Here is a 23,511-nt window from a genome sequence, read left to right on the forward strand (position 1 = left end):
AAGTAGCCATGCAACAAACCTCCTTTCGGGAAATCTATGACACGCTTTTCAGACGATGGAAGACTATCCTGGTTTCCGTCATCATTGCTTTAATGATAGGCCTCTTTGCCTACCTGATCACTCCAAAGGAATATTCAGGAGAAGCCTTGCTGGCGGTTGAGGGCACAGCGGACAATAAAAAAGGAGGGTTGGGAGCCCTTGCCAATCTTGCCGGTATAAATATTACGGAACAAAATGGTCTGAACGCGCTGGTCTACGAAGACATTATTTATAGTACTCCTTACCTGATCGAAGTAGGACAGCATAAGGTAATGTATAAGGGGGATTCAGTGTACCTGAAAGACTATCTGGCACAGGCGATGATCGTGAGCCTTCAGCAAAAGATATCCAGTCTTTTTGGCGGGAAACCTTCCGTAGTTTCTTCTAACGATACGGTAAGCTATAAAATCACAGAAGAAGATCCTGGTCAGTTCCGATACCTGAAAACCTTTCATGTCGACGGTCTTACGAGGAGGGCGGTTAATATATTGCGGAACAGGATAGATTTTTCGCTCAGCGAAAAATCGCCGGTTATAAATGTATCAGTAAAACTACAGGATCCGGACGTAAGCGCGGAAGCCGCAAGAATCGTAATAAAAGAACTTTCGGATTATATATCTGATTATGAATACGATAAGCAGCATCACAATATCGCATACCTGGAAGAACAAGTGCAGAAAGCAAAAGAAGAAGCCTATCAGGCACAGGCTGCATTGGCCAGGGCAAAAGACAGAAACAGGAATGTAATATCCGCGATACCTTCAGTAGAATTACAAAAACTGGCCGTAGAATCCCAAATTTCACAAAATGTGTATAATTCTCTTGCTTTGCGACTGGAGGAAGCCCGGATAGGAATTGAAGAAGAAAAGTCAACGTTTATGGTTATTGAACCCCCCATCCCGATGAACGTAAATTCTCCGGTAGCACCTCGATTCGTTATTTATTGTATTTTTTCGGTTGTTTTGGGCGTTGTAGCGGCAATATCAATCATTTTTATCAGTACTTTTTTACAGAGAAATCTTTAAGGTGCAGGTTTCATGACAGCGCATGTTCTGCAAGAAAGCCGTTTATTGAAGGATACCAGAGTTGGTGAGGTAATTCTTGTTCTGGCTTTTGTTTATTCGCTGCAATTTTCGTTCTTTCCGATCAATACCGCGCGTCTGGCCATTCTTTATATTGCCATCACAAGTATCTTGCTGGTAAGGAATAAAGTGATTTTTTTCTATCATGAGCCAACTTTCCGGGCAATTATTCCTTTTTTTCTCTGCCTTACTTATGCTGGTTTGGGTGTGGTATTGACAGGTGCTGAAAATATTGCGGTGTTTAGTAACTATGCATTAATGCTCTTTCAGATAGGGCTTGGCGCTTACCTGATCGCGCTATTTTTCTTTCCGCCTGATTTTACCCTCGACCGGCTTTTATTCATTTTTTTAATAATATTTACCATTCAAGGGATACTGGTCTTTTTGAATTTTGCTGTTCCCCCTTACAGAGAGTTTATGTTTAAGATTTTGCCTATAAGCGGCAATATCCAGGAAGATATGGCGGTGTCTTTTTTCAGGGTAAGGGGGCTTATGCAGAGTACGGGCGCAGGGCAATCAGCGTTCTTTTCCTTTGGGTTCTTCATAGCTGCGTATTTTTTAGCGTCACTAAAGCTAAGCAAGAAGGACCGGACTGTTATACTCCTCAGTTTGCCATGGATCCTGGTAGGTATTCTGTTTACAGGCAGAACCGGTTTCGTAATGGTTCCGTATGCAGTAGTCTTCTATTATACACTACTCCTGGCGGCCGGTACATTTACAACTAAGAAATTGCTGCCACTATTATGGGTGCCTCTTATAGCTGTAGCCATTTATTTTATGCTCAAAGGTTTATATCTCATTTTTACGGGAGGCGGAATTATATTGCCCGGTGGAGGAGAGGTCCTGGCTCTTTGGGAAAAATGGGCATTCGGGCAGTTTATAGATTTCTTTGAAGGATCCGAAAGCAATATTCACACGTTGGAAGTCCTTGAAAAACATTTGTTTATACCAGATAAAGATAGCGTATTGTTATTTGGAGATCCGAGGACCTGGGGAATGATCCCGTCCGACATTGGCTATGTACGTATGCTGTTCGCATTCGGCGTTGTCGGGCTGGTCTTAAATTATCTGGGATTTATTTGCATGTATGTACAAATGGCATTATTGTCGGTAAGACGTAACCAGAAGCTGTTTTTTATTTTCTATCTCATTTGGATGTTCATCATAGAATATAAAGAACCGTTCCTTTTGATGTATTTATTTACTGGAAGCGCTATGTTAATGTTATTTGTTTCCATGCGCAGCAGAAATCAATATGATCAGTTATACAACAGGTGATTATGAATTATCGGGTTATTTTGATAACAGTTTTTGCTTTTTTTCTTCCCTATCACTTATTGGGGCAGAATATAGCCCTGCAAAGCCAGGTTACAGTTTCCGAAGTACCTAATTATTCCTATACTAAGGGAAAAAATACCGCTAATTTTCTAACAGATGGAAAGTATTCCAAAGCTAAGCTTATATGGTTGGATAAGTTGACTCTGGGATGGCAGCATACTCCCCGAATAGTTCTGAATTTTGCATGGAAAACCGCATTTCAGCTGGATAAAATTACCCTTAATACGGCGACAAATCCTGACGCCGATGTTTCATTACCCCTGAACATCCATGTATTTGCAAGCTTGAATGGAAAAACATTCCGGTACCTGGGGGATATGATCGCAAATGCACAAAAAGAAACCACTTATTATCAAGTAATAAAATTGCAATTGGCAGATATTGATGTGCCGGCAAAGTTTCTGCGACTCGTTATTGTTCCTAAAGGAACGATGTTCTTTACGGATGAAGTCGAAATCCTTTCATCGGGGAAGGCAAAGGCGCTGCCGCAAGGAAATGATCTTTATACAGAGCAGGAAATCGCGGCCTTCGTAAAGAAAGCGGAAATAGAAAGCAGGAACCAGCGATTTAACGAGGTAAATAAACAGGAAGTAAAAACCCCCAATGCCGGGCTGCAAAACGGCCTCGTACTTCAGCGGTACACTTCGCCATGGGAAGACGGAACGTTGTTAAAGGTTTCGCCGTTGGAGCTAACGACCTGTTTGAATACCACAGAATACATTGCCTACCGGCTTCTGAATAATACTTTGGGGCAAATCAGTACACGGTTGAACTGGACAGGTCAAGGTAGTTTGGATATAGTAACCTACGCTGCCAAAGAAGTTAAAACAAGGGAGTTCAAATTAATACCGGACGCCTGGATTCCCCTTAAGCGGAATCAGTCGATTACCCTTGATCCCGGGGAATCCAAAATTATTATAGCGGCTTTGTGCGCAGATGAGTCAGGAATATTCGCTCCGGTCTTGGGGTTTTCCGGCAATAAAAGCTATCCTGAAGCAAGCCTTAAAATACAGGCAAGGGATATTCAGTCAGGTTTGTCTGCAGATAATCGTATTAATGTAAACGTTTGGGCGTATTTTAACACACCTTTCTTAAAGAACAGGGAAACTGCCGTCAAAACCGACCTGCTAAACCACTATGTGAATACTTTCTTTGTCCCGCCACAGGTTGCTGTTCCAGCATTGATAAACCATGACCTGTCCGCTTTTGAGAAATATATAAGGCATGGAAAAGACTTTGAAAAAATATTTCTGTTCCTCAATTTCAGAACTTATGTGCAAAGCGGACAGGATTATTTTTTATCTGAAAGCTGGAAGAGCCGGTTTCTTAAAGGGTATGACGCAGTAGTGAAATTAATGAAAAGCCAAGGCATACCCGAAAGCAGCCTTTATTTATACCCGTTTGACGAAGTTAGGAATAATGAATTAGTACAATATGTTGAATTCACTAAATGGATAAAGTCCCGGCGGGAAGATGCAAAGATTTTTTTAACGGTCTTTGATCCTGCTATAATACCCAAAGTGAAAGGATCAGCCGATATAATGCAGGTACTCGACAGAGGAAAAACCTTAAGCTCGCACAGTTTTAATGATTCGCAGCTTTGGCTGTATGAGATAATGGATGGTTCCAAAGCTCTACCGCCCTATAAGAAGTATCGCTTGCTTGGCTGGAAAGCGTTCGCTTACCAGTTAAAGGGAGTGGGGTTTTGGGCCTATGGCGATGTCAGAGGAGAAGACCGGACAACGGCTTGGAATGATTTTGACGGAAGCAATGCAGACTATACCGTGGTATATGATTATAAAAGCAAGTTTATTCCTAGCCGGCGTTGGGAGGCCTTCAAAGCGGGCATTGAAGATTATCGCCTGTTAACCATATACTCCGAAAAGGTTGGTATGGATGCGGCACGGAAACTTTGTCTGTCGGTATTACAAGAACCAGGAAACACGGCAAAAGCTGATTCCGTCAGAAGGGAGATTATCCGCGAATTGTAAGTTTGCATCATGCAGGAAACAGGTATACTGATAGTGGGAACTGTTCCTCCTCCAACCGGAGGGGTAACCGTGCATGTCAGTCGTTTACTGGAACACTTGAAGAAACTTAACATCAACCACGATTTCGCGGATGTTCGAAAGGACAATATTTTTTTCACAGTCAGCCGATTGATTAGCGCGCAGATAGTACATCTTCATGTCTCCAATCCCTGGTTTCGTTTTTTTATAATTACCTTCCTGAAGGCCCTTGGAAAAAAGGTCCTATTCACCTTTCACGGAAATGTCGGACGATATGGTACACTTAAAAACTTTGTTGACCGGGTTTCTTTCGGCATGGCTGATATACCCATAGTCCTTAATAGCGGAAGCCTGGAACGAGCTATCCGGGTTAATAAGGCTTCCAGGTTGATTTCTTCGTTTATTCCTCCGCTCGCCGAAAAGACATTGCCTTTTAAAATAGCGAACCAAATTGAAGAAATAAGAAGTAAGTATGCGACAATATACGCAGCAAATGCCTCTTATCTTCAGTACGATAAGGACGGGTGCGAAGTTTATCAAATTATTCCGCTGGTAGCCCTATTTAAAGAAGCGGAAGATAAGGCCCTGATAATTTCGGATCCTTCGGGAATGTACGCCGCTTATTTTGTGAAAAATGAAATAGTGGTACCGCCAAATGTTTTGTTGATAAGTGGCGAGCATAGTTTTTTTGAAGTCCTAAGAATGGCTCATGTTTTTTTACGTATTACCACAACCGACGGCGATTCTTTATCGGTTAAAGAAGCACTTTATCTGAACAAGATTGTTATAGCGTCAAGCGTGGTGGAGCGTCCGCGGCAAACTATACTAACTTCTTTGAACCCTGCCAGGATCAGGGAGGCGATCATGCTCCATTCCAACATGGACACAACGTCAACGGAGCCGGTTGATAACGGCTTGCCAGCGATTGTTGAATTATACTACTCTTTCACCCAATGAAAATATTACAGGTAATTCCCAATCTTTATAGCGGAGGAGCAGAAAGATTTGTAGTGGATCTGTCGAATCAGCTGGCGCTTAAAAGCGAAGTAAAAGTGCTGCTTTTCTCGCATCCGGAATTGCCGGGAAACCTGCTTCTTTCCAAGCAGATAAGTGAACACGTGGCGATTGCATATGTTGACAAAAAAAGGGGCCTGGATACCGGTGTGTTTTCTAAAATCCGGAAACAGATCAATAAATTCAGACCAGATGTCATTCATACGCATGTAGGCGCTTTTAAGTACCTGGCTCCATTGCTTTGGATAGGCGGACACAAAGCTGTACATACCGTACATAGCGATGCATTTAGGGAGGCACTTGATATTAAGGGTTTATGGTACCGCCGGCTAATGTTCCGGAACCGGAACGTTGTGCCCGTGACTATTTCAAAGGAAAGTACCAGAAGTTTTTTGAACGCTTATCCGGGAATTTACAGCAAGATGATTTACAATGGCCGGACGCCCCCGGTCCGGTCGGCTCAGTTTGAGGCGGTCAGACGGGAGGTGGATAGCTACAAAGAGACGAAAAACACACGCGTTTTTCTGTTCGTGGGGAGGTTAGATCATGCGAAGAATCCCTTGATGCTTTTCAAAGCTTTTGAAAGGCTTCGGGCCTCGGGCGCAGACGCACAATTATTATTGATAGGGAGATGCGCAGAAACATCTTATGGAGAGCGCGTAGCTGACCTGTTGCGATCAAACACAAGTAATAATTGTATCCGGTATTTAGGTGAGAAAGAGAACGTAAACGATTATTTAGCGGCCGTTGATTTCTTTTGCCTTTCCAGTATTTATGAGGGCATGCCAATAAGCCTGATAGAAGCCTTTGCGGCTGGTTGTGTGCCTGTCTGTACTCCTGTGGGTGGTATTCCGGAAATGGTAGGACGCGCCGGCTTTTTAGCTAATGACACATCTGAGGATGCATATTTTAACGCTTTACGCGAAGCTTTTCATTGCGGATCCTCCGAATACTTATTGCGAAAGCAAGAGATAACCCAATCTTTCAGGGACCATTATGAAATTGGAATTTGCGCTCTGGAATATGAAAAATTATATGAAAGTCTTGTTTATAACCGATAATTTTCCCCCTGAAGTAAACGCTCCCGCTACTCGTACCTATGAGCATTGTATTGAATGGGTAAAACAAGGGGCGGAAGTAACAATAGTTACGTGCTTTCCAAATTTCCCGCAGGGCAAGCTTTATCCCGGCTTTCGCAATAAGCTATACCAGGTTAGCTATATGAACGGGATAAGGGTAATCCGAGTATGGAGCTATATTACCGCTAATGAAGGCTTTGCGAAACGGAGCCTGGATTATATTAGTTTTGGCGTTGCGGCTTTTTTCGCCGCACTATTTTGCCGCTGTGACATTATTCTGGCAACCTCTCCCCAATTCTTTGCTGCCTTATCTGCTAATGCGGCTGCTTTCGTAAAACGGAAGCCCTGGATTATGGAAGTTCGGGACCTCTGGCCTGAGTCGATCAAGACCGTAGGAGCCATGAAGCAGGGGAGGATGCTTAATCTTCTTGAACGGCTGGAACTTCATTTGTACAGGAAAGCGGCCGCAGTTATTGTGGTTACAGAATCTTTCAAATCAAATCTCCTTCAGCGCGGCATAGACCGAAGCAAGGTAAGCGTTATAAAGAACGGGGTTAATTTCGAGCTTTTCCAGCCCCGGGAAAGAGATCAGGGCCTCATTGAACAGCTGCAACTGGAAAATCAATTCATCATTGGTTATACCGGTACGCATGGAATGGCCCATAAGCTTGATTTTATCCTGGAATGTGCTGCAGCGTTTAAGGGGTTGCAGCCTTTTCGGTTTTTATTCATTGGAAATGGGGCTGAAAAGGGACGGCTTTTGGAAATAAAAGAAAGAGATCAACTTGATAATGTGACTTTCCTGGATTCCGTTGATAAAAACGAAATACCTCGGTATCTTTCGATAATGGATATCGCGTTAGTTCCTTTGAAACAGTCAGACACGTTCAAAAAAGTGATCCCCTCAAAGATTTTTGAAACCGCAGCCATGCATATTCCTATTTTTCTAGGAGTAGAGGGTGAAGCCCGGCAGCTGATTGGCCAATATGAGGCTGGATTTTATTTTGAACCCGAAAACTCCCAAAATTTTATAGACCAGCTATCCTGGTACTATACTAATCGGCATGAACTTAAATCCCAGTATCAGGCCGGATGTAAACGACTTGCAGCTGATTTTGATCGCAAGAGGCTTGCAAAGAATATGTTCCGTATCATTCAAAACACGCTAAATACTGGTTCATGAGTTTCTTAACACTTCTCCGGACAATCAGATATCTCAAGTTTAAGCAAGTGTACTACCAGGTCAGGTATAGGCTCGTTCCAGAAAGGAGTATGCCTTACAACCCTGCTACAATAGAAATCGATCCGGAGGCAGCTTTTAGCCGGCAAGAAATGCCGCACTCTCCTGTTTCCAGTGCTGTTTCACTTTCTTTTACAAAGAGCGAACAATCATACTCGTTCCGTTTCGTGGGACATACTGCCGTATTCGAAGGCGAAATTGATTGGAATTTCTCAAATTATGGTAAGCTCTGGACCTACAACCTGAATTATTTTGAATTTCTGTTGTCGGCCGGATGCAGCGAGCAGACGGGGCTATCTCTTATAGAGAACTATATTAAAAGGTTCTCCTCATTAAAGGATGGTTTAGAGCCTTATCCAACCTCGCTCAGGATCATTAACTGGGTTAAATTTATGGTGGCTCACCGGCGCCCGGACCCATATTTGCTGAAAGCGATCTATTGGCAGTGCAGCCGGCTTTCCGGGCGGCTGGAATACCATATAATGGGTAACCATTTGCTTGAAAACGGATTTGCTCTGGTGATTGGAGGATGTTTTCTCCAGCAGCCCGGATTTTACAATACTGGAAAATACATTGTTTTAGTCGAACTGGAAAAACAGATATTAGCGGATGGCGGGCATTTTGAACAGAGCCCTATGTATCATCACATTATTCTTCACCGGCTGCTTGATACCATTAACCTGTTGCAACACAGCCGGAAGTTCAATGGATGCGAGGAATTTGAAGCACGTTTGCGCAGCTATGCTTCCTCCATGATAAGCTGGATGCATAACATGTCTTTTTCTGATAAGTCGTTTCCTTGCTTTAATGATGCCGTGGCAGGAATAGCTCCGGATTCGGCGCAGCTGGCGGATTATTCAGGGGAATTGGATATCCCGGCTGTGAACAAGGAATTAAAAGAATCAGGTTACCGGATGTGGAAGAAAAATAACGCGGAATTTTGTTTTGATGCCGGCAATGTCACAGCCGGCTACCAGGCAGGGCATACCCATGCCGATACTTTCAGCTTCTGCGTTCACCTGCATGGCAGGCCGGTCATAGTAGACACCGGAGTATCCACTTATGAAAAAAACGTAAGAAGGCTTCTTGAGCGATCGACCTGTATGCATAATACAGTTACCATAAACGAACTCAATTCTTCCGAAGTATGGAGGGGGTTTCGGCTGGGAAGACGGGCAAATGTGAGGATAATCATGGAAGCGCCCTATAGGCTGGTTGCCGTTCATGATGGATATGAGCGCCAGAAATGTGCCCATCAACGAACGTTTGACTGGTGTGACGACACACTATTAATTGAAGATTTCCTGAAAGGGAGTACCCGCGAAACAGTAGCTGTTTCCCGCTTGCATTTTCATCCGGACCGGAAAATACATATTAATGGAAACAAGATATATGTGGATAAGGACGCGTGGATAGAAGCAATTGGGTTTGATGAAATAATCCTGGAAACCTATTCCAATTGCAATGCATACAATGATTTAGTTCCCGCACAGCGCATTGCCGGCAGGTTTTCATCGGTCGCAAAATGGAGGCTTACTCTACTTTAGCCATGGCGTCTTTACCACCCGCCCATTTTTCAAGTTCGGACCAGATTGGCGTGTCGCCAAGCTGAGCGGGAACCGTTACTGCGGCCACCGCAGCCGGGCCCAGCCGGTTTTTCAATTGTTCCAGAAAAAAACTGCGGGGCTTCACAGGAATGCTCCAGCTGGCCCAATAAGCGTTTCCGTTCTTTTCGCCTCTGCACCCGATGCACCAGTTTATAGCGTTGGGAGGGCTCTCTATTTGAAATCCCTCCGTAGCCTTGCAATTCCAGAACATATTTTGCGCGCCGGCCCAGCCATGTCCGCCGCCCAGCTCCCGACGGTTACGGGCAGTAATGCGCCCCGCATATATATTGTCGTATAAAATACCAGTAGCCCAACGATGATGAGGACCGGTATCATTGTGTGTATCTATTGCATAACAGTCCAGGAAAACATTTGGTCCGGTTACTTTTGAACTAGTTGCAAAATCGTGCCTGCCGCCTTTTGAATAACATCGCTGAAAAAGATTCCCCATTCCCCCACCTCCTTCAATAAGAAAAGCATATTTGCGATCACCAATGGTTTGACCAGTAGGGTCCAACATGGCGCAATCCTGAATGGTGTTAAAATCCGATTCCCTCCCAATACTCACACAAGTAAAAATAAAGTTTACGGCGGTAATATTTCGTACCCAGCAATTCACCGTCCGGGACAAGCGGACAGCAGTCCAGACGCGATTTTCGTCCAACTCGAACTCGCTGTCTGCTATTGAAATCAGCCGTAAATTTTCCACTCCCGAATTTGACACACGTTTCGGCAGGGATAACTTGACAATATTACCTCCTCCCAGGCTTTTTTGAATCTGGTCTACCAGCGGAATGTCAAGTACGATCACATTATCCTTGATTTGGGCTATTTTTCGACGGTGGATTGTGGTGTATTGTTCTGGTGTCCATCCATACTGATCCATTCCAAGGGCAGAGATCCAATTTTGATCCGGTGTTTTAACCACTCCAATATGATCACCCTTCCGCAGGTCCGAAGCAGTATTTACCGGAATGGATCTGGCGCCAACATGTAACCGGTCCGCAGCAATAACAGCGCCGCCGGAAAGTTCAATAGGATCCGCTGACCCTTCAATCTCTATCAGGTTATATTGTTGAAACTCACTCACTTTTGTAAGCCCTAATTCCCGCGGTTTTGCGGTGGCCATTATTATGGTTCCCGCTTCTCCCTGCCCTTCTCCTCTAAGCACGACTCCGTTAGTGCGTATATATATGGTTTGCCCAACTTCGTAGGTTCCCGCCTTAAGTAATACGGCCCCCCTGAAGCCATTTATAACAGGCAAGTTGGAGACCGTGTCTATCGCATCCTGAATGAGCCCTGCATCATCTCCCTCTCCAGCTTCAATCACAATTTTTACCGGTACCAGCGGAATTGCTTCTTCACTCTGTTCATATCCGGCAAAGGAGAAATCAGGAAAATTCTCATATTTGATGGTAAGTTCCGTATATGTCTCCTTAGTAAGCAGAATATCATCTTTCTTACACGAGACTGCGGTAGAAAGCATTAAACAGATCAGTATAAAATAGCCATATTTACACATTATATACAGGCGAGTTTAGGAAACCAAATATATGAAAAATACGATATTCTTTGGGAGAGAGCTATTGTTTTCAGCCTTCTTACTGTTTATAATAGCAGGACAAGCGTTAGGCCAAAGTACTTCTGGTAGCTCATTAGGAATGGGTTTGATTTTCGAAGCCGGCAGTTTCCTGGGCGATGCGGGGAAAAATTATAAAAGGGGGGTGGGAGGAAGCCTGGCGGCTACGTATGCCATTGATAACGATGTGCAGCTCACGTTTTCTGCTGGCTATTTGCATGTTCAGGGCAAGTCATTTGAAGACGTGTATCTCGCTTATAAGATCGATGATTGGAAAGCTCTTCCCATCCGCCTGGGCACAAAATATTTCGCCACCCCACACCTTTTCCTGAAGGCCGAAACAGGCGCTGTTTTCTTTCTGGAACCGGGAACAGGAACGGCCCTCATTCTCAGCCCGGGTATCGGCCTCCAGCTCCACCATTTTGAGTTGGCGGCAAAGCTGGAAACCTGGACCGACGGCGGCACCGTTTCCTTCGCCGGCTTCAGCTTGGGATATTTCTTTTAAACCAGCGGAAACTGACAGTACATCGCGCCTTCTGACTGCCCCGCCACGAGGTTAAAAAAATCTTTAACATATTAATGACAAGACATGCCACTTTAAAGAAAAAGCGCTATCTTGACATAGGGTGATTTTATATAATCTAAATGATAAGTCGTGGTAAAAAACATGTTAAAGCGGCTCTGGAGAACCCTGGAAGTCAGGAGAATAAAAGCGAAACTTGGCCTTTTCAAAAACAATGATGTAGAAAGGCATATTCTGGAGTCCATCCTGGACTCCTTTAAGACTCCCTCCGATGCAGATCTGCACTGGATAAACAAAATCGAAAATAGAAGAAGGGAGCTTGAGAAAAGCAAATTAGAAGTGGAGATTACCGATTTCGGGGCGGGGACAACGGACGCTCTTTTTCAGGAAGGAGAATCCATTACAGGAGTACAAAGAACGACAATCATTGGAGAGGTATGCCAGAAAGCCGCCATCGCGCCAGCATGGGCTTACCTTTTGTATAGCCTGGTAAAAAGAGCGCGGCCGGCCTACTGCTTGGAACTTGGAACCAACTTAGGCGTTTCGGCCATGTATCAACTGGCAGCTCTTCAACGACATAATGGCCACCTGGCCACATTTGAAGGGGTAGAATCGTATGCCGGAATTGCCGAGAATAATTTCAGGGACCTCCAGCTGGGCGGCTTTACCATTACGGTAGGCAGGTTTGGGGATACGCTGCCTTCCTTTTTGCAGGAGCAAAACCCCGCAATTGATTTTGCATTTATTGACGGACACCATGATGAGCATGCCACAAAGGAATATTATCAATTATTACAACCGTATCTGAATGACCGGGCCATTGTCATATTCGATGATATAAACTGGTCAGATGGAATGCGGAAAGCCTGGGATTACCTCATACGTGACGAAAATTCCGGATCTAGTTTTGATTTGAGCAAGCTTGGGATTATTACCTATTACAAGCAAAGGGCCGGCAGAAAGCAGATGTTTCGCTTCAAAATATAGCCGGCATCGCAACCTAAATTATGCTATCTTTGCTCCACGCTTTTGCACAATGCTGCACACCTTGGTACAGCATTTGCAAGGCCCAAACCAATTAAAACGAGATCAAAGGAGCGTACATGAAATACTATTTCCTATCCATTATAGCTATAGCCCTCTTACTCACTTCCTGCGCGAGCCCGAAATATAGTGGCACACCTTATGGGGAAAATATTCCCACTTTTTTACACGATACCGTTGAGTACCGGATACAACCCGGGGATCAGCTGACTGTGCAAAGCTTTAATAACCTGTCGTCGGTCATCATCGAAAATTCGATGACCGGGGCAAGCTCCTCCCGGCAGGGACAGGTGCCTGAATTCCAGGTATGGGTGGAAGAAGACGGCGAAGTGGTGCTTCCCAAGGCAGGCAGGATCAATGCCCAGGGCCTTACCGAAGAAGAAGCGGCGCAGGCGGTGGAGCAGGCCTATGCCGGCACCATTAATGATCCCGCTTTTTACGTGAATGTAAGCAACAGGATGGTAAAGGTCCTGGGAGCAGTATATAATCAAGGTATGTATCCCATGACGCGCGAGAATCAAACCCTGGGAGAGGTGCTTTCCCTGGCGGGAGGCGTTAATTTCGAGCAGCTGGGCAAGCAGCTGATCCTGATCAGGAATGGGATCGGGGCAGATTCGGCTTCAGCGTCGAAACCCATGCTTTTTGATTTAGACATTCATAACCTGGCCGATCCGGCGCTGACCAATATCGTGATCCACAGCAACGACGTGGTGTATTTGCCGCCTTCCCGGGCAACCGTCAGCGCGGCCAAATTCCGGAACATTTCGGCCTTTATTCAGCCCGTATTGCTGGTATTGAATTCTATTATATTAATTAATACCTTAGCTAAGTAAAGCAAGCGGTATGTTGTCTTTGTTTCGCAGACGCAGTGAAGAAGGGGAGGTCCGCGAAGCCGGATCAGGTTTCCGGCTGGACTGGATGCAGACCGACATGCATTGCCATATCCTGCCCGGGATCGATGACGGGGCGCCCGATGTGGAAGCCAGCATTGCACTTCTGGAACAATATAATTCCATGGGCATTGACCGCTTCATAGCTACCCCGCACGTGAAGCAGAGTATGTTCCCCAATACACCAGCTACTATTCGCGCTGCCTGGGAGCGGCTGGCTGAAGCCTGCATACGTAAAGGGATCAATGTCCATATACAATATTCGGCGGAATACTACCTGGATGAAGGCTTTTTAGAAGCCCTCCGGAGCGATCAGCTGCTGCCTCTTCCCGGTAATTATTTATTGATCGAGGTTTCTTTTTCCCGGCGCCCCATGATTGATTTGGGTGAAGTAGCCCGTTCCGTCATGGACAAAGGCTTCTTTCCCATCCTGGCGCACCCGGAAAGATACCGCTACTGGTATAAGAACCTTAATAAATTCGAAACCTTAAAATCCCAGGGTTGGCTGTTGCAGGTAAATCTCTTATCTTTGGCCGGCTATTACGGCAGCCCCGAACAAAAAATGGCACGTATCCTGCTTGATAATGAATTGGTGGACTTCATCGGTACGGATACGCATAAGCCGGACCACCTTTATCACATCGAATCTTCCGGGAAGGACCCATGGGTGCAGCGTGCAAGTGAGATATATTTGATGAACAAATTCCTCGAACTGGATGGAAAATAAGGCGACAAATGGTGCGGCTAGTAACGGCAGCGCCCCTTTCTGGCAGAACATGCAGGCGGAGGACGTACAGATAAACCTGAACAACCTTTTAAAGGTGTTAAAAAGCCGCTGGTACTGGGTACTTGGTACGCTTTTACTGTCCGTGGTACTCTGTTACCTCTTTCTGAAGGTGACCCACCCGGAATACCAGGCCGAAGCTACCTTGAAGTACAACAGCAACGAACAATCACAGGTAACGGATATGAGCCAGATGCTGTTTCCTGATTTTATGAAGGACCAGCAATACCTGGCGGAGATCTATACCCTGAAATCCGTGAGCCTCGTAAGCAAAGCCCTGGATACCATGGGCCACCACTTTAGCTTCGAGGCCAGGGAAGGTTTGCGCATGGCGAATATTTACCCGGCAAAACCTTTTGAAGCGGATGTGATCTATTACAATCCCGATGAATTCCACCGCGGAACCTTTAACCTTAATTACGGAGAGGAAGCGCTGGAAATAAACTATTACCCGGGCGCAGGCCCTGAGCAAAGCTTTCAGCTTCGCCAAGGCGATACCGTGAGCGTTCCAGGGCTGCAGTTTGTGCTGAATAGCATTCACGGAGTAGGTCACAGCGATATCAGCTTCTCCTACCTGGATTTTTTCACCATTAAGGAAAATATTGTCAATTCGCTGAACATTTCCGAGGCTGAAAAGGGAGTACCTGTATTAAAGGCATCGTTCACCGGCAATAATTCATTGCTCACGCGGGATTTTCTGAAGGCCCTCATGCTATCTTATGAGGAATACGACCTGGAGCTGAAGCGCCGTTCTTCCGACCAGACGCTGGGCTTTATCAACGAACAGGTGGGCATTTTCGAAAGCCTCCTTGGCGAATCATCTTCCAAACTGGAAGACTACAAGAAACAATACGACTTCATCGATATACAGGCCTCATCGGCCGAAATGCTGCAGAGCCTTACCGAGCTGAACCTGCAGAAAAATACGCTGGAGATCCAGCGCCAGAATATAGGCGTGCTTACCAATGATATTCAAAGCGGCGAAGAAGTGATCGGCGGCGTTATCGGCCTGGACAATTCCACTGATCAGGTGCTGGTAGGAATGGTGGGGCAGCTGAACGAGCTGCGGGCCCAGCGCCGGCAAATGCTGTTGAATTATTCGCCGGAATCTTCGCAGGTAAAGAACCTGGATGAAGAAATTGCGGGATTAGAAGGCCGTATTGTGCAAAGCGCCCAGGTGCAGCAGCAAAAGAATCAGCAAGCCATACAGGTGATCAATTCCGAAATTGCGAAGATCAATAGCCGCCTGGGGAGTATGCCCACGGCCGAGAAAGACCTGATTTCCCTCACCAGCGACGTGCAGGTGAACCAGAATATGTACAGCATGCTGCTGAACAAAAAGCTGGAGTCGTCTATTACCAAGGCGGGCGTGCTGCCCTCTTTCTCGGTACTGGATATGCCCCGGGTCTCTAAAAAGGTAGCGCCCAAAACCACGATGATCATGGCCGTGTTCCTGATCCTTGGCCTTGGTTCCGGTGTCGGCCTTATCTTCCTGAAGCGCATGCTTAATAATCGTTTTGCCAACCTGGCGGGACTCAACCAGCTTAACGGCGTATCCGTGCTGGGAGTGATCAACCACTTTCCCGAAGATGTCACCCAATCCCGTGAAGCTCTGAAAGAACTGCTGGAAAACCGCAGCGTGTTCTCCGAAACCATCAATGCGATTCGTACGAATATTGCGTACCTGACACAAAACGGGAATAAAAAGGTAATTGCCCTTACTTCCGAAGTATCCGGCGAAGGCAAATCGTTCGTATCCCTGAATATCGCCATTGCCATGACCAAGCTGGGCAAAAAAGTGCTGATCATGGCCTCTGACCTGCGGCGGTCCAAGCTGCACCGCTATTTCAATAACCCCAACCGGGTTGGTTTAAGTACCTTCCTGTCCAATGGCCAGCATGATCCTAATGTGATCGTGCAGCATTCCGCCGTACAAGGACTCGACTTTATTACTTCCGGCCCCGTGCCGCTAAATCCTTCGGAACTTCTGTACCAGGACCGTTTCTGGGCAGCCATCGAGGATTTGAAACCCCATTACGACTATATCCTGATCGATACCGCGCCTATTGGACTGGTAAGCGATAGCATACCAATTGTCCGGCGGGCCGACCTTAATATTTTTGTTGTTCGCTGGCTCTATTCCAGCAGCCGTTCCTACGAGCTGCCGCTCAGCATTGCTAATGAATACAAGCTGAATAACATGTACATTGTCGTGAATGATTACAAGAAAGACGACCTGTATTCCAGCCTCAATGACGAAGAATTCAGCTACGGAGGCTATAATAAATATTACGCCAATTACAGCGCGTACTATGATAATGCCTACTACGAGAACGAAGACTCCTGGTGGGATAAACTGAAGAAACGAGTAACGGCTAATTAACGCAAGATTAATGCATAACCATGCAATAAATCACGCGGCCGTTAGTTAATATAACGAGTACCCTGAATGTGAAGTTCCGGGTATTTTTTTAAGTAAGTTCGAGTAAAAAAATTACTCAAAGTCTATCCCAAAAGTTTTTAAAATGGGACTGACCGGGCGAAGCCATGTTAGACGCACTCATTTCCTCTAAAACAAGAATCAAATTATTGCTCAGGCTCTTCCTGAACCCGGAGAATACCGCCTACCTGCGGGGCCTGGCGGATGAGTTTGGCGAAAGCACAAATTCCGTACGGGTGGAACTTAACCGTTTTGAAAAAGCGGAAATGGTTACTTCTGCTAATAGCGGAAATAAGAAAATGTACCGCGCCAATACCAGTCATCCCCTCTACCGCGAGCTGCAAAGCATTTTGCTGAAATACATAGGGATTGACCGGGTCATCGAATCGGTAACAGAGCGCCTGGGAGACCTTGAAAAGGTGTACCTGGCCGGCGACTATGCCTCCGGCAAGGACAGCGGGGTTATTGACCTGGTTTTCATTGGCAATATCGACAAAGTTTACCTGCTTCGGCTGGTGGAAAAAGCGGAGGCCATCACCGGGCGGAAAGTTCGCTTTCTCACGTATGAAACCAGGGAATGGGCGAAGCAGCCTTTGCCGCTGGTTACGGACTTTTTGCTGCTGTGGGAGAATGGAAGGCGGGTTAGAACAGCTTGAATTACAGTAGTTAAAACTTCAGATTTTGGGAAAGCCAGGGTAATATGGCGGTGTAGAGAACTAAATTTGTTAAATTCGGGTTGAAAAACAAATTAAGAATCATGTCTGCCTCAGCAACCCTAACACTGTATGAAATACTAACCAGGTATTTCCATAATGAACAAGACGCCAAGGCTGCCGTAGAAGCAGTGGAAGCAGTTAGCGAACGAAAGATTAAGAACATGAAGCCACACCTGCTCACCAAAGAAGATAAAGTGCATCTGGTTCGGGAAATGAAATCCGACAAAGAAGAATTAATGGATCGCATACATAAGGCGAAGATTGAAACTATCGTTTGGGTAGTGGGCGTTGGTGTTATTCAAATCGCATTGATATTTTTTTCCAAAGTATTATTCTGACTCCGCGTAACATGCCCTGGTACGCCCTCTATACCAAACCCCGAAACGAAAAAAAACTTACCGGTCTCCTGCAAAGCAAGGGCATATCCGCTTACTGTCCCTTGCAGGAAACCCTGAAACAATGGAGCGACCGGCGGAAAAAAGTAAAGGAACCCCTGATCCGCTCCTACGTATTTGTGCAGCTGGAAGACTATGAAAAAGACAGCGCTGCAGCGCTTGAAACCCCTGGCGCCGTTCGCTTCCTTTGGTGGCTTAAAAAGCCAGCTGTTGTAAGGGATGAAGAAATAGCTCGCCTGCGGGCCTTGCTCGAAGAAAAGGGCGGCGACTATGAAGTTGAAAGCCTGCAAAACCTGGAGCCTGGCGACCGGGTAAAGATTGTACAAGGCCTTTGGCAGGAAAACGAGGGCTACCTGCTCAGGAAAGAAGACAAGAGGGTGGTGTTGCTGATTGAATCACTTGAAACAGTTATTACTGTAAATGTACCTAAGCCGCAGGTGCGACCTCTATAATATATCAATAGCAATTTCATGAACAATAAAAATGTACCTAATGCTCGCATAGCCGTGATCGGACTAGGTTATGTTGGGCTTCCCCTTGCCGTTGAATTCGGCAAAAAATACGATGTGCTAGGTTTCGATATTAACGAAGAAAGGGTAAAGGAACTCAGCCAATGCAGAGACCGGACGCAGGAAGCAGATATAGACACATTGAAAAGTGTTACGGAACTCAAGCGCAGCGGAAAAAAGAACCTTGGACTGCATTTTTCATCTGATACAAAGGACTTACGGAGTTACAATACTTATATTGTTACCGTTCCTACACCAATTGACCAATTCAAGGCTCCCGATCTTCGTCCATTATTAAAAGCCTCCGAAATGATCGGTTCAGTACTTAAGAAGGGCGATCTGGTCATTTACGAATCTACCGTATATCCGGGTTGTACAGAAGAAGATTGTGTGCCTCAGCTGGAAAAAGTATCGGGCCTGAAATTTAATAAGGACTTTTTCTGTGGATATTCGCCGGAACGGATTAATCCCGGCGACAAGATCAATACCCTTACTAAGATCAAAAAGGTTACCAGCGGCTCGACACCTGAAATAGCCTGTCGGGTAGATGATCTGTACAAATCCATTATTACTGCAGGAACCCATAAAGCACCTAATATGAAGGTGGCAGAAGCTTCGAAAGCGATTGAAAATGCGCAAAGAGACGTAAACATCTCCTTTGTTAACGAATTAGCCTTGATTTTTGATCGGGTGGGAATTGATACTCATGATGTGATTGACGCGGCCGGAACCAAATGGAACTTTCTAAAATATAGTCCCGGGCTTGTAGGAGGTCACTGTATAGGAGTAGATCCATACTATTTGGCTCATAAGGCTCAATCGTTAGGTTATCATCCGCAGGTGATACTATCAGGTCGTAGAGTTAACGATAATATGGGAATGTTCGTCGCAAGCAAGGTTGTAAAGTTAATGATCGCGAAGGATCATAGGATTAGGGGTTCACGGGCGCTTATTATGGGTATAACGTTTAAGGAAAATTGTCCTGATGTCAGGAATACGAGGGTAGTAGATATTTATCATGAATTGAAGCAATATGGCCTTGAGGTAGAAATTTATGATCCGTGGGCTAATGCTCACGAGGTTGAAGAGGAGTATGGAGTGAAGATTCTTAATGATATTGACAAAGCGGTAGTTTATGACGCAATTGTAGTGGCAGTAGCTCACAACGAGTTTTTAAACTTTGACTATGAAAAGGTAAAAAGGAATAACGGAATTATATTCGATACCAAAGCTTGTTTGGACCGGGCGCTAGTTGATGGGAGATTATGATGGATATATTAAAGTTAATTGGTCGAAAGAGAGAGCTGTTCCAAGATGATATCGAAATCTATGACAATGAGCTTAGATCGGTAGTGAGTAGTTCCAGCTTTCTGGTTATAGGGGGAGCCGGGTCAATTGGACAGGCGGTTACCAAAGAGATATTCAAGCGCAATCCCAAAAAATTGCACGTTGTCGATATCAGTGAGAATAATATGGTTGAACTTGTGCGCGATATTCGAAGTTCTCTTGGGTATATTCCTGGTGATTTTCAGACGTTTGCATTAGACATAGGCTCTGTTGAATATGATGCTTTTATAAATGCGGATGGCAAATACGATTATGTGTTAAACCTTTCCGCACTAAAGCATGTACGTAGTGAGAAGGATCCTTTTACATTGATGCGCATGCTTGATGTTAACGTGTTTAACACAGAAAAGACTATTCAACAAGCAATTAAAAAAGGAGCTAAAAAATACTTCTGCGTTTCCACAGACAAAGCTGCGAATCCCGTTAACATGATGGGAGCATCAAAACGAATCATGGAAATGTTTCTAATGCGAAGAAGTCAGGAGATTGAGATTTCAACCGCCAGGTTTGCGAATGTTGCGTTTTCTGACGGCTCTTTATTATATGGTTTTAATCAGCGTATTCAAAAACGTCAACCTATTGTGGCGCCTAAGGATATTAAACGGTATTTCGTTACTCCTAAGGAGTCGGGGGAGCTGTGTTTGATGTCTTGTATTTTTGGCGAGAACCGTGATATATTTTTTCCAAAGCTGAGCGAGAATCTCCATTTAATAACCTTTGCGGATATAGCAATAAAATATCTTAACGAGCTAGGATATAAACCATTTATATGTGATACTGAAGAGGAAGCCAGACTCTTAGTTGATACACTATCGCATAAAAGAGATTGGCCATGTTTGTTTACAAATAGTGATACCACAGGGGAAAAAGATTTCGAAGAATTCTTTACTTCCAAGGAGGTGCTTGATATGAGTCGTTTTAGAAATTTGGGGGTAATCAAAAATGACTTAATCGTCAAAGACGAAAAACTAATACACTTTGCTAAAAGAGTTGACATACTGCGGAAATCTGGCAATTGGACGAAAATGGAAATTCTTGATCTTTTTTTTGAAATGATTCCGGATTTTCACCATAAAGAAACCGGGAAGTATCTCGATTCTAAAATGTGAAGCATGGCAAATTTTAAAGATGTTGTATTTTTTATACAAGACGCATTTCAAACGCGCGATTTTATTCCATTGCACGCGCCAAAATTTAGAGGTAATGAAAAAAGGTATCTATTGGATACAATTGACTCCACATTTGTTTCCTCGGTAGGGGCATACGTGGATCAATTTGAAGATTATATGCAGAAGCTTACTAGCTCGCGCAGGGCCGTTGCAGTAGTCAATGGAACAGCTGCCCTTCAAGTTGCATTACGCTTAGCTGATGTTAAAGAAGAGGATGAAGTAATTACTCAGGCATTAACCTTTGTTGCTACAGCCAATGCAATCGCATATAATGGGGCACATCCTGTTTTTATAGATGTGGATATTGATACCATGGGGTTGTCTCCAACTGCGGTTAGGGTATTTCTCGATGAATTTGGAGAACTAAGAGAAGATGGATGTTACAACAAATCTACAGGAAGAAGAATTGCTGCCTGCATACCCATGCATACCTTTGGTTTTCCTGTACACCTTAATGAGCTGATTGATGTTTGTGAAAAATGGCAAATTCCCGTTGTAGAAGATGCAGCAGAATCATTGGGAAGTTACTATAAAGGAAAACATACCGGAAGTATCGGCAAGATCGGTACTTTCTCATTCAACGGAAATAAAACTGTAACCTGCGGCGGTGGAGGAGCTATTACCACAGACGATCCTATAATCGGCGAGAAAGCGAAGTACCTTACTACTACAGCGAAAAAGCCCCATGCTTATGAATTTTTTCACGATGAGCTAGGTTACAACTTTCGTATGCCTAATCTGAATGCGGCATTAGCTTGCGCACAATTGGAACAATTAGAGGAGATATTGGCTAGCAAGAGGCAGCTTGCGACTCAATATTGCAATTTCTTTAGCGAGCAAAAACTGCTATTTCGAACCGAATTGCCTGAAACTAAAGCGAATTATTGGCTTATGTGTGTTGAATGTGCTGATAAGACTGAAAGAGATTTGTTTTTAAAATACACAAATGAGGCAAAAGTAATGACACGGCCTATATGGCAACTTATGTTTCGATTACCTATGTACGAAAATTGCCAGAAAGATGCGCAAACCAATGCAAAGTATCTCGAAGAAAGAATTGTAAATATACCAAGTAGTGCCAGATAATATCGCAATAGTAGGTTATTCAGGACATAGTTACGTGGTTGCTGAAGCTGCTATTGAATCCCATATGGATTTAAAATACTATTCCGAAAAAGCGAAGGTCACCCATAACCCCTTTCAGTTAGAGTATATAGGGTTTGAAGAAGATCCGAATTTTCCATGGGATTTGGATTTTCAATTTGTCTTAGGGATTGGTGACAATCTGATTCGTAATAAGGTTGCGTCGCTGCTCGTATCGCGGCGAAAAAAGATTCTAAACGTTATTGCCCAACATTCCTCGTGTTCAGCCAGCATGCAATTGGGCGAAGGTAATTTTATTGCCCGCCAAGTTGCAGTCAATTCTTTCGTCGAAATCGGCAATTATTGTATCCTCAATACTGGTTGCGTCATCGAACACGAATGTAAAATTGGCGATACCGTTCATATTGCTCCAGGAGCCGTACTCGCAGGCAACGTGGAAGTGGGAGATTTTAGTTTCATTGGTGCAAATTCAGTGGTTAAGCAGGGTGTCAGAATAGGTGCCAATGTAATCATCGGCGCAGGCTCGGTAATCATTGACGATGTACTGGACGGCCAAAAAGTTGTTGGTAACCCAGGTAGAAAAATATGACATCAGATAAAGTAATAATTATCGCAGAAGCGGGCGTAAATCATAACGGAAGCCTAAGTAATGCATTAAAGTTGGTGGATGCTGCAGTTGACGCCGGCGTGGATTATGTGAAATTTCAAACTTTTAAGGCAAGTAAACTGGTCTCTCATAGTGCAAAAAAGGCAGACTATCAAATTTCTAATACTCGTAAAAAGGAGGAAACTCAATTAGAAATGTTGAAGAAATTAGAACTGTCGAAACCCGAACACGAAAAATTAATCAAATACTGCCATGCCAAAAATATAAGGTTTTTTTCAACAGCATTTGATTTGGATTCTCTTAAATATTTGTCGACCGTTGGCATGGATATGGTTAAGATTCCCTCGGGCGAAATAAATAATCTTCCCTATTTACGAAGTGCTGCTTTTTTGTTTAAAAAGGCTCTATTGTCAACTGGAATGGCCACGATTGAAGAGATTCATGATGCAGTACAAGTATTCTTGGACAACGGGTTAAAACGGGAAAATATCACAATCTTACATTGTAATACGGAGTATCCTACGCCAATGGAAGACGTTAATTTGCGAGCGATGCTTCATATCGGAAGGGAGTTTAAAACTAAAATAGGATATTCCGATCATACCTTAGGAATAGAAGTTCCCATTGCTGCAGTGGCTTTAGGTGCAGCCGTTATCGAAAAGCATTTCACATTAGATAAGAATATGGAAGGGCCCGATCACAGGGCTTCGCTTGATCCATTGGAGTTGAAAGAAATGGTCTCGGGCATAAGGAATATTGAATCTGCCATTGCGGGCTCAGGCTTAAAAGCACCGTCCCCCTCGGAGTCAAAGAACTTAGTAATAGCCAGAAAAAGTATCGTGGCTGCCAGGAAAATTCAGAAGGGCGAGATTCTATCAGAGGATAATATTACCGTCAAACGTCCTGGGAATGGCATATCTCCGATGCGATGGGATGAAGTAATAGGGAGAATTGCTTCTAAAGATTTTGATGCGGACGAACTAATCGTCTTTTAAA

General features: G+C 44.5%; 22 protein-coding genes and 1 pseudogene. 21 read left to right on the top strand and 2 right to left on the bottom strand.

Features of this window, described 5'->3' with window-relative positions:
- Positions 1-8 precede the first annotated feature (8 nt).
- From FRZ59_RS07060 to FRZ59_RS19935, 6 genes and pseudogenes are all read left to right on the top strand, one after another.
- On the top strand, positions 9-1,064 hold the full coding sequence (locus FRZ59_RS07060; protein WP_132130615.1) for a Wzz/FepE/Etk N-terminal domain-containing protein: 1,056 nt from the start codon (positions 9-11) through the stop codon (positions 1,062-1,064).
- A gap of 12 nt (positions 1,065-1,076) precedes the next feature.
- Positions 1,077-2,399, top strand: coding sequence for a hypothetical protein (locus FRZ59_RS07065; RefSeq protein WP_147698267.1), 1,323 nt, complete (start codon positions 1,077-1,079; stop codon positions 2,397-2,399).
- A gap of 188 nt (positions 2,400-2,587) precedes the next feature.
- Positions 2,588-4,450: a DUF4091 domain-containing protein gene (locus tag FRZ59_RS07070; protein ID WP_158640554.1), complete on the top strand. Its 1,863-nt coding sequence runs from the start codon at positions 2,588-2,590 to the stop codon at positions 4,448-4,450.
- A 9-nt stretch (positions 4,451-4,459) separates the two neighbouring features.
- On the top strand, positions 4,460-5,425 hold the full coding sequence (locus FRZ59_RS07075; protein WP_132130612.1) for a glycosyltransferase: 966 nt from the start codon (positions 4,460-4,462) through the stop codon (positions 5,423-5,425).
- Positions 5,422-6,543, top strand: a complete 1,122-nt coding sequence (locus FRZ59_RS07080; RefSeq protein WP_132130611.1) for a glycosyltransferase — start codon at positions 5,422-5,424, stop codon at positions 6,541-6,543. The genes FRZ59_RS07075 and FRZ59_RS07080 overlap by 4 nt, the downstream gene beginning before the upstream one ends.
- Positions 6,518-7,066 (top strand): annotated as a pseudogene (locus FRZ59_RS19935) (glycosyltransferase); the annotation flags it as partial. The gene FRZ59_RS07080 and the pseudogene FRZ59_RS19935, both read left to right, overlap by 26 nt.
- On the opposite strand, the gene FRZ59_RS18975 reads toward FRZ59_RS19935, so the two are convergent.
- The gene (locus FRZ59_RS18975) at positions 7,058-7,225 is read right to left on the bottom strand and encodes a hypothetical protein (RefSeq protein ID WP_225975311.1); all 168 of its coding nucleotides are present in this window, start codon (positions 7,223-7,225) and stop codon (positions 7,058-7,060) included. The pseudogene FRZ59_RS19935 and the gene FRZ59_RS18975 overlap by 9 nt on opposite strands.
- Between FRZ59_RS18975 and FRZ59_RS18980 the strand changes: the two genes are divergently transcribed.
- Both FRZ59_RS18980 and FRZ59_RS07090 read left to right on the top strand, forming a co-directional pair.
- Positions 7,217-7,744, top strand: a complete 528-nt coding sequence (locus FRZ59_RS18980) for a glycosyltransferase (RefSeq protein WP_262713169.1) — start codon at positions 7,217-7,219, stop codon at positions 7,742-7,744. The two genes, FRZ59_RS18975 and FRZ59_RS18980, sit on opposite strands and share 9 nt — an antisense overlap.
- 224 nt (positions 7,745-7,968) lie before the next feature.
- Positions 7,969-9,348, top strand: a complete 1,380-nt coding sequence (locus FRZ59_RS07090) for a heparinase II/III family protein (protein ID WP_158640555.1) — start codon at positions 7,969-7,971, stop codon at positions 9,346-9,348.
- On the opposite strand, the gene FRZ59_RS07095 is transcribed toward FRZ59_RS07090, so the two are convergent.
- The gene (locus FRZ59_RS07095) at positions 9,335-10,894 is read right to left on the bottom strand and encodes a hypothetical protein (RefSeq protein ID WP_132130608.1); all 1,560 of its coding nucleotides are present in this window, start codon (positions 10,892-10,894) and stop codon (positions 9,335-9,337) included. The genes FRZ59_RS07090 and FRZ59_RS07095 overlap by 14 nt on opposite strands.
- A gap of 175 nt (positions 10,895-11,069) precedes the next feature.
- Here FRZ59_RS07095 and FRZ59_RS07100 point away from each other — a divergent pair, with 175 nt between their 5' ends.
- From FRZ59_RS07100 to neuB, 13 genes are all read left to right on the top strand, one after another.
- The gene (locus tag FRZ59_RS07100; RefSeq protein WP_132130607.1) at positions 11,070-11,492 is read left to right on the top strand and encodes a hypothetical protein; all 423 of its coding nucleotides are present in this window, start codon (positions 11,070-11,072) and stop codon (positions 11,490-11,492) included.
- A 162-nt stretch (positions 11,493-11,654) separates the two neighbouring features.
- Entirely contained in the window at positions 11,655-12,497 is an 843-nt protein-coding gene (locus FRZ59_RS07105; RefSeq protein ID WP_132130606.1) for an O-methyltransferase, read from the top strand.
- A 116-nt stretch (positions 12,498-12,613) separates the two neighbouring features.
- Positions 12,614-13,387, top strand: coding sequence for a polysaccharide biosynthesis/export family protein (locus tag FRZ59_RS07110; protein WP_132130605.1), 774 nt, complete (start codon positions 12,614-12,616; stop codon positions 13,385-13,387).
- Positions 13,388-13,397: 10 nt separating this feature from the next.
- A complete protein-coding gene (locus FRZ59_RS07115; protein ID WP_132130604.1) occupies positions 13,398-14,171 on the top strand; it encodes a tyrosine-protein phosphatase in 774 nt (257 codons plus the stop codon).
- A complete protein-coding gene (locus FRZ59_RS07120; RefSeq protein ID WP_132130603.1) occupies positions 14,161-16,611 on the top strand; it encodes a GumC family protein in 2,451 nt (816 codons plus the stop codon). The genes FRZ59_RS07115 and FRZ59_RS07120 overlap by 11 nt, the downstream gene beginning before the upstream one ends.
- 164 nt (positions 16,612-16,775) lie before the next feature.
- A complete protein-coding gene (locus FRZ59_RS07125) occupies positions 16,776-17,324 on the top strand; it encodes a helix-turn-helix domain-containing protein (protein ID WP_132130602.1) in 549 nt (182 codons plus the stop codon).
- A 101-nt stretch (positions 17,325-17,425) separates the two neighbouring features.
- Positions 17,426-17,722 carry a hypothetical protein gene (locus FRZ59_RS07130; protein ID WP_132130601.1) on the top strand — a complete coding sequence of 99 codons (297 nt, stop codon included), beginning with the start codon at positions 17,426-17,428 and terminating at the stop codon, positions 17,720-17,722.
- A gap of 11 nt (positions 17,723-17,733) precedes the next feature.
- A complete protein-coding gene (locus FRZ59_RS07135; RefSeq protein WP_132130600.1) occupies positions 17,734-18,231 on the top strand; it encodes a UpxY family transcription antiterminator in 498 nt (165 codons plus the stop codon).
- An 18-nt stretch (positions 18,232-18,249) separates the two neighbouring features.
- Positions 18,250-19,557 (top strand): nucleotide sugar dehydrogenase, encoded by a 1,308-nt coding sequence (locus FRZ59_RS07140; RefSeq protein WP_132130599.1) that lies wholly within the window; start codon positions 18,250-18,252, stop codon positions 19,555-19,557.
- A complete protein-coding gene (locus FRZ59_RS07145; RefSeq protein ID WP_132130598.1) occupies positions 19,554-20,744 on the top strand; it encodes a UDP-N-acetylglucosamine 4,6-dehydratase in 1,191 nt (396 codons plus the stop codon). The genes FRZ59_RS07140 and FRZ59_RS07145 overlap by 4 nt, the downstream gene beginning before the upstream one ends.
- A 3-nt stretch (positions 20,745-20,747) precedes the next feature.
- The gene (locus FRZ59_RS07150; RefSeq protein WP_132130597.1) at positions 20,748-21,890 is read left to right on the top strand and encodes a LegC family aminotransferase; all 1,143 of its coding nucleotides are present in this window, start codon (positions 20,748-20,750) and stop codon (positions 21,888-21,890) included.
- Positions 21,880-22,497 carry an acetyltransferase gene (locus FRZ59_RS07155; protein WP_225975231.1) on the top strand — a complete coding sequence of 206 codons (618 nt, stop codon included), beginning with the start codon at positions 21,880-21,882 and terminating at the stop codon, positions 22,495-22,497. Before FRZ59_RS07150 ends, FRZ59_RS07155 begins: the two co-directional genes overlap by 11 nt.
- Complete coding sequence (gene neuB / locus FRZ59_RS07160) at positions 22,494-23,510, top strand: N-acetylneuraminate synthase (protein ID WP_132130595.1); 1,017 nt, start codon at positions 22,494-22,496, stop codon at positions 23,508-23,510. Before FRZ59_RS07155 ends, neuB begins: the two co-directional genes overlap by 4 nt.
- Position 23,511: the final 1 nt, after the last annotated feature.

Origin of the sequence: Anseongella ginsenosidimutans (assembly GCF_008033235.1) — a bacterium.
Taxonomy (GTDB): Bacteria; Bacteroidota; Bacteroidia; order Sphingobacteriales; family Sphingobacteriaceae; genus Anseongella; species Anseongella ginsenosidimutans.